The following is a 14,384-nucleotide window of genomic DNA, read 5'->3' on the forward strand; positions in this document are numbered from 1 at the left end:
CAAAAGCGGAATATGCGCGTCTATATCGCCTAACACATCCCAAAATAGAGAAAATGATTGAGGATGGAATACTGGTACAGAGAGAATTAAAAATTGGCGCAAGAACGATGCGGATTATTGACACTCAATGGAATTAAATCCGCAGGGCTTCGAAACCAGTTTTCGGACTTTTACGAAAGCATGTTTAAGGGAAGAAAATTCTCAAAAGAGATTTCCTTTTTACGTGAAGAATTCATTCGTTTTGGAAACACCAAATGGGGGCAAAGTACCATTGGATTTAAGGATGCAAAGGGGCTACTTGCTGATGAAAAGCGCTTCATCTCAAAAGCGGAATATGCGCGTCTATATCGCCTAACACATCCCAAAATAGAGAAAATGATTGAGGATGGAATACTGGTACAGAGAGAATTAAAAATTGGCGCAAGAACGATGCGGATTATTGACACTCAAAAAACCCAGTCTCCGTCCGAGTCTAAAGGTTTGCTATCAGGTCGACAAGCAGCTTCGCAATTGGGATTACCATTAAGTGTCCTACAACACTTAAGAGAAACGAAAGTCTTCCACACGCGCTTTAGGCGTGGCTATGAGTCATCGTGGCACATTGATGATGTAGAACTCTTTCTTGAACGAGGTATCAGTCTGGCAAGCATTGGTGAACTAGATACCAATTTGACGACATTAGAAGCAGCAATGCGTTTCAAATTTAAAGATGCGAAAACCAAGGCAGATATCGTTACAGCAATTTTCGATGGTCGCTTAACCCCGGTTGGCCGGCTCGGCAGTAAGCTGGGTAGTCTGTTAGTTGATAAAGTACAGCTAGAAGATTTCGCTCTAAAAAAACGAAGCGCACTAAATGGAAACACCTACACCTTAGAACAAGTTTCCCAACTGACGGGAATTTACATGATGGCGGTCGAAAGTGCCGTTGATGCTGGGCTTCTAATCGGCAATACATACGACGGAAATATTCGAGTTCCCGTCATCTCAGTCGAGCTATTTAATCAAAGTTACATTCCATTATCAAAAATAGCAGAAAAATTAGGTTCATTGGCTCAACATCTCTGGAGAACATGTCGCACTAACCACATCGAAATCATCTCACTTCAATATAAAAATGGTCTTGGCAAACAGCCAATCCTCAGTAAACGCGATGAGCAAAATCTAATTGAGATTTACAACCAAAAAGTGAACGAGCAGGCACCGAAGGCCAAGGAATGTCCATCCTACGAAACCATCTTCCAAAATTATCTCTTCGCGCTAGACGAATCCAACGAGTATCTTCCTTGCTTGGCTGGCGCCCCTAATAAAGCAGCAATCGCAGAAACATGTGGATTTCATCGTGATGTTTTTTACAAGAATGAAGCTGTCAAAAATCTGCTTGAATCATTCATAGCTCGCCATCAAGACCAAACATCTACAAGGCCCTTAACTGATATTGAGGGCCTAAATAAATTTCTTGATTCATTAAAAAAAGAACAAGTGCAACTACTTCTTACAAGTAGCGGGCGAATAAACAAACAAGGAATAGCCAAAGCTGCAGGGATAAGTCGCAAGGTCTTTGATAGACACCCAGATGCGATGCGACTTGTGAATGAATTTATTGAGTCAACAACGCAGGTCAAACCATAGATTATGGCCGATATCGAAGTGGCCGATATAGTGCTAAAGAACTACTAATTTAGGGATTTAAGGTCGAGCAATTTAGGGCTAGAAATAGCTGATGTTTTGGTTTGCTATCTTGAAGTAAACTAGTAGTATCTGTGCATTTTTTTTTAATAATATTTCTGTTGACCAACCTCATAAATGTCACTATATTGACGTGACAGTAGCAAGTTTCAGCCGTAGTTTTTTATTGCAGTTAACATATTTATTAGGCTCAATACCTTGAAGTCCAATGCGAAACAAAACTATGAGACCGATTATCTTTTTGGACATTGACGATGTTATCGCGATTGACCCAAGCTTCACTGGAATCACAGTTTATGACGCTCTTCAGAATGACTGGACGACAATTGACAAAGATTTCTGGCAACAGTTGTTTCTTGCTGAAGCCATAGAAAGTTTGTCATTGCTTCATCAGCGTTTTTTCTGTCAATACGGCATTAGTTCAAGCTGGTCAAACTATCTAACTCAGCATCAAATCAAATATGCTTTTTTGTGTTCTTCATGGTTAATGAAAGTCAAAAATGACAAAAGTTCTCTACCTTGACTACGACGGTGTATTACATGACGATGCCGTTTATTGGCATCCAAAACACGGCATATACCTCAAAACCCCTGGCCGCACCCTGTTTGAGTGGATGTATATTCTGGAAAACCTATTAAGCCCCCATCCTGATGTGGGAATAGTTTTATCAACATCTTGGGTTAGAGCAAAAAGTTTTGAGTATGCTAAGTCACAATTGTCGGCTCCACTGCGTGAAAAAGTCATCGGAGCCACTTTCCATCGTAGAGAAATGCACAAAATCGAATTCGATTTAACTGCTAGAGGAGTGCAGATTTGGAATGATGTTCAACGGCGAAATCCGACTTCTTGGTTTGCAATAGACAATGATAACGAAAGATGGCCAGCTCACTGCCGCGATAAGCTTGTGCTTACTCAGGACAGATTAGGATTGAGTGAAGTCAAAGTGCAAAATGAAGTTATGGCAATGTTGAATTTATTATAGTTTTAACTGAGCAAGGGGTGTTCCATTTTCAAGATGATATCCAATGACTACTGCAATTCAACAACTTTTCCCCACACCTCTAAAAATTAATTTTATTTTTAACAAAACAATTAGACCTTCATTTTTATAGCATTTCCTTATTAGTCACAGTCTTTATGTGATGCTGCGCCATTAAATGCTTTTATTAATTAATTTGTGTTACTGCCACTTTAGAAAATTGAACAAATGCTGTTGAGCAGAATAAACTCAATCGCGCCGGTTCAAATTTACCGACATTGAAATTCGTCGACTTACCTGCAATAGAGACATTCAATTCACCGTCCGCCATAATCGTGATGTCAAATGGAATCAACCCATCTGTTAAGGGAGTCACTCCAAACGTGGTCCGGTCTTGAGGTCCACCTTGACCCGTGATTGCAAACTGCAAATTGGCTGGTACGTCTGGCATCACAATAGCCTGCAATCCTACAAATTTCTCATTGGTTCCAACAAACGTTACTGATGCCGAAGCTGACCAGCTCGGATGAACACGGGTTACGAAAAAACGCAGCATACCAGTGGCGTGAAATGAACCTTTTGAGGTTGCTATGTTGGTTTGCAGATATTTGCCAGCGGAAGCATCACATTCAAAATTATGTGGCCCTGGCCCTTTTTCAAAATTCAATGCTATTTTCGTATCCGTATCTCGAATTGACGAGCTGGTCGAGGCACATCCTGTAAGGATTAAAATTAGAGAGCAAAAAAATAGTCTAAACATTTGGAACCAGCCTTGATTTGAAATATGCTTACACATATTGATTTTTTAATTTAAATTACTACAAAATATAACATTGCTTTTATGAAAATTTGAAGTAGCACAAAGACGCCATAAAGCGATATAAGATGTTAATAATCAAATAGGTTGTTTCAGCAAAGCCTATTTAATTTTTTTCAACAATTTAAATTATCACATAAAATAGGTAGTTAAACATCTCAAATGCCAAACTGCGACTTTTACGGAACGCCTCACGACCATGAACAGCTATTAAATTGGCTGTTTAATGAAGGTACCTGCAGAGTATATGAACTCTCTTCTGAATTCGAACAACCCCTTAAGGAATTCAAGACTGCTAAAGAGGTACTCGCTCAGTTTGACCGCACCTACAGTACGGGAGAGAAATGGCATACAGTTCATTTGCAACTCTATGTCATTGGAGCGAGTCCGCCATTCATCCCTGTACGTGTAAACCTTAATCCGGAGAAATGTGGGGGAGCGACTTTTAGATATGCGGCCGAGGGATGGGGTTTAGTCCAACTATACCTTAGCGGAGTTACAGTTCATGGACTGAAAAATTCACATAGCAATCACAATAGCCAAAAGAGAGCAATTGCCTGGGCACCTACTTTCAACGATATGCAAAGTGTCGAAGCCTGGGACTTTAAAAAGATAACCAGCTTCTCTTCACGCCTAAATCGGCAAATTAAGAAACTTAGCGTAGCAAAAAGGGGCAACAACGTTGTTTTACCTGATGCGTTAAAATTTTGGCAAGAAGGTACAACATTGTTACCAAATTATGATATTCCTGTGGTGACGCACTCAAATAGTTAGCACAATGCTCAACGCAGAAACTTCGAGCGTTGCATTTCCGATGGTCAGCACTTTGTCGATTAGTCTCAACTAATCATGCATAACGACTAGCAGAATGTGCCTCTGGCAACCCAAAGTATCCGAAAAATAGAGAAATGAATGCTCGCGGAATGTCAAAACACTAGTATGCGCAGCGCCCGAATCACTTATGCTAGGCGTAATCTGCAAAATCAACTCCCTCTTTAACAAACCGACCGCTTTGCAAAAGAACTCTTTCTATATCTTCGATGACCAGCGCATTGTTATTTGGAGCGAATGCAAAATATCCCCAAGTATCGTCGTTAAGCTGGAATTCGCCGTTTGAATATTCCCATAAGGTAATGAATTCGTCTGTAGCGAGTCCGATGCGAACAGTATCGTAGACTGGGTGCTTCTTTAGTTTCGCATTCAAAGCATCTTGTAAGAGGTTCGCGATGTTTGGATAGGACGATGAGCGATGGTCGCCGCAGAACTCAACAAGAAGTTCTCGGGATTTGTATCCTGGGCGCACTCTAAATTTCTCCAACGTGGTCACGTGTTCGGCTCCCATACACTTAACGCTTGCCATGAACTGCAGCGACTGTCTTGTTTATAAATGCTCTCGCTCTCGAAATTTCAAAAGCGACCCTATATGTGGAACTCATGGCTTTGGCTTACATGCGGCTCCCCAGTAGGCCATCTGCTCTTTTGCCTCTCTTTTAGGCAGAGAGTTTAATTCAGCACATACGTTGTAATTTCCATAAACAATGCGGCTCTTTCGGTCTTGGTAGTTCCAATCAAGCACATCTTTCGCTTGTATCCGTATTTCCTGCCCAAGCTGGACACCTAATAAATGTCTTGGGATGGTCTCTAATTTCCCAACAAACTCTTCGCCGTCTAGATGCACTTGGCCAAGCCAGAATATCTCTGTCTTCTGGTCTTCTCGAAGCTCAATCATTACACGTGCTCGGGCCATGCTCTCGGGATTCGCAAGGGCCTGCTTGAAATAATGAAGCTCTGCTTGCGCAGTTCTATACGGGTCTAATCCACTAGCGACCGCAGGTAAACCCAAGGCAAACCCGAAAACGATTATCAAAACGCTAGTAAATGAGGAAATTGTCACCATGCGGCATCTATCGCGTATCTGAACGAAACTGAACATCTCAATTGGTGAGCAAATGGTTATTAAAATCATATGCTCGAAAAGCCGAATGCGCTGATTTTGTATTGAGTGCTGCATTAAATCCAGTCCACTTTACCAGTTCAACATAACGGTGCCACTGCCAGCTGCTCGAGGTCCTGACGGAGAGCTGAAGCGCTACCCAAGTTTGCAAGGCCAATGCGTGCAAATGCTGCAGAGTCATTTGCCAAACCCTGGCTTAGACGGAATCGCGCCAAGGTAAGTGCCATTCGTATCTTGGTTGAACTAAACCCAGAAAAATCAAAAGAATCCTTATCGAACTCCTCAGCGGTGACCACATTCAAAGGAGCACCAGGCCCTGAAACATGTTCTAGAAGAGGACGTCCAACCTCAATGTAGACTAAACTCGCGGCCGACGCTGCAACATTCATGCTGTCTTCAGTCCCATCATGATTCCACCACTGGTCTGAATCCGTTTCGGAGAGTCGGCGTCGAAACTCGCAAAGCCCTTCGGTAATTTTCTTAGGGTCAGGTTGGTTTCCCAGTCGGTCTGGCACGGCGAGCGGGTGCACAGCTAAGTTAATTGCGAATGAGCCGCCGTCTCTCCTGCCTTGCACACTTACCACTTGCACCCAGCCGGCAATGACGCGCCAAAACTTCGAGCCTGAACCAGCAAAACCGTCAGCGCGCAAGCAAGGAACAAGGTGCGCGCGAATTGCAGTGTCTAGGCGTGGTTTAGCAGTTACATTCATGTTTTCCATCGCCTTAGCCAAGCGAAGCCGAAGGCATCCGACTTGAACGATTTGTTAAACCCATCTAAGATAGGAAGAATTTTTCTATTGGACATCTGGTTCAGCCATAAAACGTACGATTTCTTCGTCGTTCACAATAAACGTGTAGTACACACCGCCACTGAATCCGTCAATCTTGAAACTTCACAAGGCAGCACAGGGTCAAGTTCAGCGAGTCGTGAGCTCAAACGAGAAATCAGCTCACGCCCTATCGCAGTAGGACTAATCACACCCGAGTCCATCATCGCCTTCCGAGTCTGATAGATTTTCAAATAATGGCCAACAGAGAGTGTCATTTATTATGGTTTAAGACATAGCGCCGGCCTGTCCCTAGCAGAGCTTTGTTGACCATTAGTGGCATTGCAACTCCATCTTGAACTCATTTTTATGTTCTGAACAACGAAAGAAATATACTAGCCCGACATCTCCCCACATGATGTTAGCCTCATCTTCAGAATCAACTTGGGCGTAAAATTTCATGTCAGTATTGCACTTAGGACATGTTGGAATTGATTCACTTTGAACGAAACGTGGGTACCCTCCCAAAAGCGTCGCATAATCATTTAGACACCCAGCTCTTTCGACAGCTTCCTCATATTCCTCCCAAGGAGAATCGTCATTTATTTTGCAACATAGGTCGCTTAGCTCTCTTGATGCAGAATCAAGACCTTCCCAATCAGGATGAACATCAACAAATGAAGCTGTTACCTTACAAGGTGTAGGTGAATACTCGTCATGAGAGTTTCGACCTATTTCGGCTATTCTTTCAGTCTTCGGTTCGTTATATAGCTTTACTTCCCATTGCCCTTTTTGCTCATCACCAAGCCCCCAAGGAGAGCATTCATTGCAATAATAAAAAACGAAAAGATGTTGCTCTAACTCATCATGAATTTGATTGACGAATGTCAGCTCCTTTTTACAGGTCGGACACGACGGCCAGGAATCACCTACCTCTGCATAAGGAGTGCCTCCAAACTTACTTTCGCAGGAAGCAACTGAAGCTTCATCATCAGCTCTCGGCTCTAGCTTAATTGCCTTTTTCACCAATGGCCTTAATAAACTATCGATTTTTTCTCTGCACATATCTCACCTACATTTATTGACAAGTTTGTTCTATTCGACAAACCATCGTTGTACTCTGACTGCCATTTCGTTTCATTTTACCAAGCAACTAAGATAGTATCAAGGAAACAACTCAAGTATGGGAGCAATGTGTAAAAGACGGATTCAATCTCAATCAAATCAATTCGCTCATTCGCTGGAAGTAATCACTTAATTCACTGAACCACCGTTTGTAGGCAGCGTTCAGGCAATCAGAAAACCATAGACCTGTTCAACAAACACGCGCAAATTCAATTTACAACTAATTGATTCCATTAGAGAAATTTTCTCAACAGACAAAAAGAAGGCATAAAGCGAGGAAAGTTCCGCTTTATGCCTTAATTGATGTGGAAAATTCCACCTTATGCTGTCCGTTAGTTCCGCTTTATGCTGTCCGCGGGTAGTCTAAGTCATTGATTTTATGGAGAGATGAGTTCCACATTATGGTGTCACCCACATTGAATTAAGGCCACAAAAAAACCCGCTTAATAAAGCGGGTTTTTTGTTTTCTAATACCTGATAATTTACTGCGCCAACAAGACATTAACCTCAGCCAAATCAGCTTCTTTTAATGATCCAGCCGCTGCTTTCAAGCGCAATCCACTCATGATGGAATCGTAACGTGCCTTTGCCAAGCTCTGGCGCGTGTTGGATAATTTTTGCTGTGCATTCAACACGTCGATATTAATACGCACACCGACTTGATAACCCAGCTTGGTGGAATCTAATGCAGATTGGCTTGAAATTTCAGCCGCCTCGAAGGCTTTAATTTGCGCTAAACCACTGACTACACCGATATAAGATTGGCGTGCAGCTTGTGCAGCGTTACGGCGTGCAGTTTCCAAGTCATTACGCGCCTTATCTTCTAAAGCGATTGATTCACGAACTTTGCTATCGGTACCAAAACCAGCGAAAATCGGTACATTCAAAGTCACACCGATTGTTTTAGGCTTGGAATAACCAGATGGCGATGCTACGCTTGCGTTCACGGAATTTCGCCCTGCTGTCGCAGTCAAATCCAAAGTTGGCAAATGACCTGCGCGACTCTTTTTAATTTCACGTTGCGCAATTTCCAAACCAACTTGAGAGGTTGCTACTACAAAGTTCTGTTTTTCAGCTGAACTGACCCAGTCGTTAATCTGCGCTGGAACCGGTGCTGTCAATTGAACGCCATCTTTCAGCTTCGCTAAATCACCTGCATCTTTACCGATGATTTGACGTAAAGCCGCACGTTTCACTTCTAAATCACCTTGGCCGGCTAATTCTTGTGCCGTAATTAAGTCATATTGTGACTGTGCTTCATGCGTATCTGTAATCGTTTGTGTACCAACCTCGAAATTGCGCTTAGCGGAAGCCAATTGTTCTGCAACCGCCACTTTTTGCGCTTGCAAAGTCTTCAAGGTATTTTCAGCTGCCAATACGTCAAAATAAGCTTGGCTAACGCGCAGCATCAAGTCTTGTTGAGCCGCTGCAAACTGCAAATCAGCAGAGATCACCGACAATTTTGACTGTTCATAGGTTTCCCAAGATCCCCAGTTAAACAATGGTTGACTCAATGTAAAACCTAAGGAATTCGTATTACCCGATGACTTTGTCGTGGCGCCAACATCAGGATCGAATTCACTTTGAGTACGTCGTACATTGGCATCCATCGTGACGCGTGGCAGCAAAGCAGCACGCCCTTGAACTGAACGTTCTTGACCAGCCAATTTAGAAGCACGCGCTGCACTAAATTGTGCATCATTGATTAAGGCTTCTTTGTAAATTTGTAGCAAATCGCTAGCGCCTGCATTTAAAGAAATAAACGCGGTCGCAATAAATGTAGCGATAATAGATTTACGCATAAAATGCTCCGAAAAAATTAAAGGTCGTTTGCTTGAATTTTTCTTCCCAAAATCTAAGCAACAACGACAACAAACCACTTACACCGAGGTCTTTAGCACCACTAAAGACAGCTCTTAATATGTGGGCATAGAAGTATCAACTTGCAATGCCCACGCGTGTACTCCACCGGTCAAATTGATGATTCGATTAAAACCATTTCTCTCTAGGAAATGTGCAACCTGCATACTACGTCCACCATGATGACAAATACAAACTATTTCGACATCACGGTCTAACTCTTCTAGCCGTAAAGGCAGGCCAGACATAGGCATCAACTGCGCTTGATGAATATGACAAGTCTCATACTCCCAAGGTTCCCTGACATCTAATAAGAATGGTGGATTTTTTGAAGAATCAGACAGCCACTGTGCTAATTCGGGAGCCGTTATATGTTCCATAATTGACTTTTCTAATTCACAAGCACATTATAAAGTGAAAGTTGACGCAGGGATCGCCTGTGTTAATGGCGGCACGGAAGTTTCGAATAATTGCTTTGTATTGAAAAACAATTCAGATTCACGAGAAACCAATTGTGCGGTCATCACTGGCGGCTTACCGACAACAACAAACATTCGCCCACCAATATTTAACTGTGCCTGCAGATTTTCAGGAATTGCTTCAAGCGAACCTGTGATGACAATAATGTCAAAAGCCGCAAAATGCGTGTTCTTTAACGCATCGCCCCACTGCACATCCACGTTGGTAATTCCATTTTTTGCGATGTTTGCCTGCGCTAAACTTTTCACTTCAGGAACCGCCTCCATCACTGTTACGTGACGAGATTGATGTGCCAGCAGCGCCGCCAAATAACCACTATCGGCACCAACGATCAAAACTGATTCAGTCTTCTTAGCGGCAACTTCCTGCACGATGCGAGCTTCTAATTTTGGTGTCAGAGAAATTACACCTGCTACCAATGGCAAACCTGTGTCAAAAAAAGCCAAGCTCTTTTGTTCTTGAGGAAAGAAGTTTTCACGTTTTACGACGCCGAGCAAGGCCAACACATCTGGTGCACTGACATTTGTCGGGCGGATTTGCTGCTCAATCATGTTAAAACGGGCTTGTTCGATATTCATGTTCATTTCTCGTGGCATTAAATTAAAAAGTTAGGTATCAACGCGTCTTTATCCTGTTTTGATGATTTTCGATCAACACAGATGCACTTATCGCACTTTTAACCCAATCCCGCATTTTATCAAAGCGTTTCTGCAAAAGAAGGTTTTCATATGAGTTTTCTTGCTTTTCATACAGATACTTCCACTATTTGCGCAAAAACAGATACACATCAAAGTTTTCTGGCAGCTAATCACGTGCATCCACTGAAATCTAATCGGCAAGTTCCGTAAAGAACCACCTTATTTCACAAGAATGCTACGAAGTGCCATGTCGATATAAAAATCCAGATAGGCCCCAAGTTTTTCCGGTTCAACCTGGCAAACACCATTCGAGTGTTTCCACATCATCATCATAATAATCGGTGCGATCAGAATTTTTGGGGCGACTTCCAAATCCATTTCACGAATTTCGCCGCGTGCGATACCTCTTTGGAGCATGGTGGTCACCAATTTCTCGCCACGATCAACAACTTCTTCCTGATAAAATTTTGCCAACTCGGGAAAATTTCCAGCTTCCGCCGTCATCAACTTCGGCAGACCCGATAACTTGGACGCGCCAATATTTTCCCACCAGGTCGTAATGATGATGCGAAAAAGATCCTCACTTGATCCAGCAAATTGCTCAATCACGCCCTCTGCCTCACCAAGTAAAGGCACGATAGATTCACGGACAACTGCTTTGAACAATTCTTCTTTACTGCAAAAATACAAATACAAAGTGCCTTTTGATACGCCAGCAGATTTAGCGACATCATCTAAGCGGGTCGCCGCGAATCCACGCGCGACAAAATGATCTAATGCCGCGTCCAGCAATTCTTGCGGGCGCGCATCTTTGCGTCTTTCCCAACGCGGCTTAAATGGACATGACATCATGACGAAAAAACACTTTAAAATTAACTTACTCAAGAGTCAGTAATGTAAGCGCTCAGGGCAAAATGGTCAAGTCTATAGCGCGCCAAAGCCAAGACTTAGGAGTGAATCAGATAGAATACGTTTTTCGGCAATTTATCCATATGAACACACTTATTTGTCGCCCAAGTTGCGCTGCATGTTGCACGGCGCCTTCTATTAGCAGCCCCATACCGGGAATGCCGAACGGCAAACCCGCTGGCGTGCCATGTGTACAATTGACACCCGATTTACGTTGCGCGATTTTTGGGCAACCCGAACGCCCCGATTGCTGTTCTGGCTTACAAGCCTCGCTAGAAATGTGCGGAGATAATCGGGAATATGCGATGACTTGGCTAGCGCAACTCGAAGTCGCAACTTCTCCATCAAACCCACAATCAAACTAAGCCCCACCTTATTTGCATGCATTGATGCTTTGATTTTCAGCTCAAATCACAGTCTCACATGATAAGCTTCGTCCCTTCGATTTTTAATTAGCAAGCTTGGAACATGGATTTTTCTCTCGCACTCAAAGTCATCATTATGGGCATCGTCGAAGGTTTAACAGAGTTTTTGCCGATTTCATCCACTGGACATCTGATTTTAGCTGGCAGCTTGCTTGATTTCACTGGCGAGAAAGTCAAAGTCTTCGAAATTGTGATTCAGGCTGGCGCCATTTTCGCTGTTTGTTGGGAGTACCGCCAAAGAATCATCAGCCTCGTTACCGGCTTGGGCAGCGATATCAAAGCGCAACGCTTTGCACTACATGTGATCGTTGCATTTTTACCTGCGGCTGTTTTAGGCTTGATGTTTAGCAAGTACATTAAGGCTTATCTTTTCAAACCTGTACCCGTTGCTTTAGCCTTCATTTTGGGTGGCATCTTCATACTTTGGACCGAGCGCCGCCATCAGCGGAATGCGCAAATTCGTGCACCACATATTGATAATCTCGATGATATGCGCCTGATCGATGCGCTTAAAATCGGTCTCGCACAAGCATTCGCTCTCATTCCCGGCACTAGCCGATCTGGTGCCTCAATTATCGGGGGCATGTGGTTTGGCATGTCACGCAAAGCTGCGACAGAGTTTTCATTTTTCCTCGCGATTCCTACATTACTTGGTGCGACTGTGTATTCCTTATACAAAGCGCGGAATGAGTTATCCAGTGCCGACATTCCAATGTTTGGCTTGGGTACAATCGCTGCTTTCATCTCCGCATTCTTTTGCGTACGTTGGCTGTTGCGCTATGTCAGTACCCACAATTTCAATGCCTTTGCCTGGTACCGCATCGCGTTTGGTTGCATGATCTTAATTACTGCCTACACTGGCGTCATTAACTGGGCGGAATAAGGTCTTCAACTCAATGCAACACATCACCACGCCTGAACAAGATCAAGCACTGCATTTGTTGCAGACCGTCTTCGGCTATCCGGCGTTTCGTTCTCAACAAGGACAAATCGTTGATCATGTGGTTAAAGGTGGCGATGCTTTGGTTTTGATGCCAACCGGTGGCGGTAAATCATTGTGTTATCAAATCCCAGCCTTAATCCGCAATGGTGTTGGCATCGTCGTATCACCACTAATCGCCTTGATGCAAGATCAGGTTGATGCTCTGGCGGAGGTTGGCGTACGCGCAGCTTTTCTTAATTCTACGCAAAGTTTTGACGAGGCATTGCGCATCGAACGGATGATGCGTGAAGGTGAAATCGATATGGTGTATATCGCACCAGAACGATTAATGACCCAACGTTGTCTGGAATTGCTCAGCGTTACACCGCTCGCCCTCTTTGCGATTGATGAAGCGCATTGCGTTTCTCAATGGGGGCATGATTTCCGCCCTGAATACATCAAGCTTTCTGTTTTGCACGAACGGTTTCCTGATGTGCCGCGCATCGCCCTCACCGCGACGGCAGATCAGCAAACACGAGATGAGATTATTCATCGCCTGCAATTAGAAAACGCGATGCAGTTTGTGTCATCTTTTGACAGACCCAATATCCGTTATCAAATCGTCGAAAAAGCCAATGGTCGAAAACAACTCCTAGACTTTATCAACGCACAGCACGCGGGTGATGCCGGCATTGTGTATTGCTTGTCACGTAAAAAAGTCGAAGAAACGGCAGAATTTTTAAACGAAAATGGCGTCACTGCCCTGCCCTATCACGCCGGCATGGATCAGGCAGATCGCACCCGCAATCAAGCGCGGTTTTTGCGTGAAGATGGCATCGTCATGACGGCAACTATCGCATTTGGAATGGGTATCGACAAACCCGATGTGCGTTTTGTCGCGCACTTAGATTTACCAAAAAGTATTGAAGGTTATTATCAAGAAACTGGACGAGCCGGACGCGATGGTGCTAGCGCCAATGCCTGGATGGCTTATGGTCTGCAAGATGTGGTGCAGCAGCGCCGCATGATTGACGAGTCAGAAGCCAACGAAACCTTTAAACGTGTGCAAGGCGTCAAGTTAGATGCCATGTTAGGTTTATGTGAAACCTTAAACTGCCGGCGCGTACACATACTCGATTACTTTGGTCAAAGTTCGCAGCCATGTGGCAATTGCGATACTTGCTTATCGCCACCCAGTTCTTTTGACGGAACCGTCGCAGCCCAGAAAATTCTCTCAACGATTTATCGCGTCGATCAACGATTTGCTGCTGGTCACGTCATCGATGTGCTACGCGGTATTGATACCGAACGCGTCAAACAATGGCGTCACGACCAACTATCGACTTACGGCATAGGCTCGGAGAAAAGCGAAGCAGAATGGCGCGCTTTATTGCGGCAAATGATCGCGCTGGGCTTGGTATCTGTTGACTATGAAAACTACAGCTCGCTAAAATTAACTGAAGATTCACGTGCAGTTTTACGCGGTGAAATCACCATCCAATTGCGTCAATATAAGAAAGCCGAAAAAGCCGTTAAACACAAACGGCAATCCGCCAAAGATTTTTCTGAAGCAAATTTATCAGACAGCGAACAAGCAATTTTCGAACGCTTACGCTGGTGGCGTGTGGAAACGGCAAAAGCCCACAACACCGCTGCCTTTATTATTTTTCACGATAGCACGCTGCGGGAAATCGCCAAAGCTAGACCGCACTCTATGGATGACTTACGCGGTGTTACTGGCGTTGGCGCAAAAAAACTCGAAAGCTATGGTGCAGAAATTGTAAAACTGATTGCGGAGTTTCTATAAGCTTCACAATCAGC

At 43.8% G+C, this 14,384-nt stretch carries 17 protein-coding genes; 7 read left to right on the top strand and 10 right to left on the bottom strand.

Annotation, left to right across the window (positions count from 1 at the left end):
• Nucleotides 1-117: 117 nt before the first annotated feature.
• The 3 genes from H8K33_RS05560 to H8K33_RS05570 all read left to right on the top strand — a co-directional run bounded on the left by H8K33_RS05560 (nucleotide 118) and on the right by H8K33_RS05570 (nucleotide 2,669).
• Complete coding sequence (locus tag H8K33_RS05560) at nucleotides 118-1,629, top strand: hypothetical protein (protein WP_222613305.1); 1,512 nt, start codon at nucleotides 118-120, stop codon at nucleotides 1,627-1,629.
• A gap of 280 nt (nucleotides 1,630-1,909) precedes the next feature.
• A complete protein-coding gene (locus H8K33_RS05565) occupies nucleotides 1,910-2,209 on the top strand; it encodes a hypothetical protein (protein WP_186890003.1) in 300 nt (99 codons plus the stop codon).
• Nucleotides 2,187-2,669 carry an HAD domain-containing protein gene (locus tag H8K33_RS05570; protein WP_186890004.1) on the top strand — a complete coding sequence of 161 codons (483 nt, stop codon included), beginning with the start codon at nucleotides 2,187-2,189 and terminating at the stop codon, nucleotides 2,667-2,669. The genes H8K33_RS05565 and H8K33_RS05570 overlap by 23 nt, the downstream gene beginning before the upstream one ends.
• 184 nt (nucleotides 2,670-2,853) lie before the next feature.
• On the opposite strand, the gene H8K33_RS05575 is transcribed toward H8K33_RS05570, so the two are convergent.
• On the bottom strand, nucleotides 2,854-3,333 hold the full coding sequence (locus H8K33_RS05575; RefSeq protein ID WP_222613306.1) for a hypothetical protein: 480 nt from the start codon (nucleotides 3,331-3,333) through the stop codon (nucleotides 2,854-2,856).
• A 312-nt stretch (nucleotides 3,334-3,645) separates the two neighbouring features.
• Here H8K33_RS05575 and H8K33_RS05580 point away from each other — a divergent pair, with 312 nt between their 5' ends.
• Nucleotides 3,646-4,257, top strand: coding sequence for a hypothetical protein (locus H8K33_RS05580; RefSeq protein ID WP_186890006.1), 612 nt, complete (start codon nucleotides 3,646-3,648; stop codon nucleotides 4,255-4,257).
• A 190-nt stretch (nucleotides 4,258-4,447) separates the two neighbouring features.
• Here the strand turns inward: H8K33_RS05580 and H8K33_RS05585 are convergent, their stop codons facing one another.
• The 9 genes from H8K33_RS05585 to H8K33_RS05625 all read right to left on the bottom strand — a co-directional run bounded on the left by H8K33_RS05585 (nucleotide 4,448) and on the right by H8K33_RS05625 (nucleotide 11,159).
• Nucleotides 4,448-4,825, bottom strand: a complete 378-nt coding sequence (locus H8K33_RS05585) for a hypothetical protein (RefSeq protein ID WP_186890007.1) — start codon at nucleotides 4,823-4,825, stop codon at nucleotides 4,448-4,450.
• Between the two features lie 90 nt (nucleotides 4,826-4,915).
• Nucleotides 4,916-5,494: a DUF2314 domain-containing protein gene (locus H8K33_RS05590; RefSeq protein ID WP_186890008.1), complete on the bottom strand. Its 579-nt coding sequence runs from the start codon at nucleotides 5,492-5,494 to the stop codon at nucleotides 4,916-4,918.
• Nucleotides 5,495-5,517: 23 nt separating this feature from the next.
• Nucleotides 5,518-6,147 carry a DUF4304 domain-containing protein gene (locus tag H8K33_RS05595; protein ID WP_186890009.1) on the bottom strand — a complete coding sequence of 210 codons (630 nt, stop codon included), beginning with the start codon at nucleotides 6,145-6,147 and terminating at the stop codon, nucleotides 5,518-5,520.
• Between the two features lie 131 nt (nucleotides 6,148-6,278).
• Nucleotides 6,279-6,482: a hypothetical protein gene (locus H8K33_RS05600; protein WP_186890010.1), complete on the bottom strand. Its 204-nt coding sequence runs from the start codon at nucleotides 6,480-6,482 to the stop codon at nucleotides 6,279-6,281.
• Between the two features lie 55 nt (nucleotides 6,483-6,537).
• Complete coding sequence (locus tag H8K33_RS05605; protein ID WP_186890011.1) at nucleotides 6,538-7,269, bottom strand: DUF1963 domain-containing protein; 732 nt, start codon at nucleotides 7,267-7,269, stop codon at nucleotides 6,538-6,540.
• A 542-nt stretch (nucleotides 7,270-7,811) separates the two neighbouring features.
• Nucleotides 7,812-9,131 (bottom strand): TolC family outer membrane protein, encoded by a 1,320-nt coding sequence (locus tag H8K33_RS05610; protein WP_186890012.1) that lies wholly within the window; start codon nucleotides 9,129-9,131, stop codon nucleotides 7,812-7,814.
• A gap of 114 nt (nucleotides 9,132-9,245) precedes the next feature.
• Nucleotides 9,246-9,569 carry a rhodanese-like domain-containing protein gene (locus tag H8K33_RS05615; RefSeq protein ID WP_186890013.1) on the bottom strand — a complete coding sequence of 108 codons (324 nt, stop codon included), beginning with the start codon at nucleotides 9,567-9,569 and terminating at the stop codon, nucleotides 9,246-9,248.
• 27 nt (nucleotides 9,570-9,596) lie between these two features.
• On the bottom strand, nucleotides 9,597-10,247 hold the full coding sequence (locus tag H8K33_RS05620; protein ID WP_186890014.1) for a protein-L-isoaspartate O-methyltransferase family protein: 651 nt from the start codon (nucleotides 10,245-10,247) through the stop codon (nucleotides 9,597-9,599).
• Between the two features lie 279 nt (nucleotides 10,248-10,526).
• Nucleotides 10,527-11,159, bottom strand: a complete 633-nt coding sequence (locus H8K33_RS05625) for a TetR/AcrR family transcriptional regulator (RefSeq protein ID WP_246443371.1) — start codon at nucleotides 11,157-11,159, stop codon at nucleotides 10,527-10,529.
• A gap of 140 nt (nucleotides 11,160-11,299) precedes the next feature.
• Here H8K33_RS05625 and H8K33_RS05630 point away from each other — a divergent pair, with 140 nt between their 5' ends.
• From H8K33_RS05630 to recQ, 3 genes are all read left to right on the top strand, one after another.
• A complete protein-coding gene (locus H8K33_RS05630) occupies nucleotides 11,300-11,581 on the top strand; it encodes a YkgJ family cysteine cluster protein (protein WP_186890015.1) in 282 nt (93 codons plus the stop codon).
• A gap of 103 nt (nucleotides 11,582-11,684) precedes the next feature.
• Nucleotides 11,685-12,524, top strand: a complete 840-nt coding sequence (locus tag H8K33_RS05635; RefSeq protein ID WP_186890016.1) for an undecaprenyl-diphosphate phosphatase — start codon at nucleotides 11,685-11,687, stop codon at nucleotides 12,522-12,524.
• A gap of 13 nt (nucleotides 12,525-12,537) precedes the next feature.
• Nucleotides 12,538-14,370 carry a DNA helicase RecQ gene (recQ, locus tag H8K33_RS05640; RefSeq protein ID WP_186890017.1) on the top strand — a complete coding sequence of 611 codons (1,833 nt, stop codon included), beginning with the start codon at nucleotides 12,538-12,540 and terminating at the stop codon, nucleotides 14,368-14,370.
• Nucleotides 14,371-14,384: the final 14 nt, after the last annotated feature.

Source organism: Affinundibacterium amnicola (assembly GCF_014284275.1).
GTDB classification, from domain to species: domain Bacteria; phylum Pseudomonadota; class Gammaproteobacteria; order Burkholderiales; family Burkholderiaceae_D; genus Undibacterium; species Undibacterium amnicola.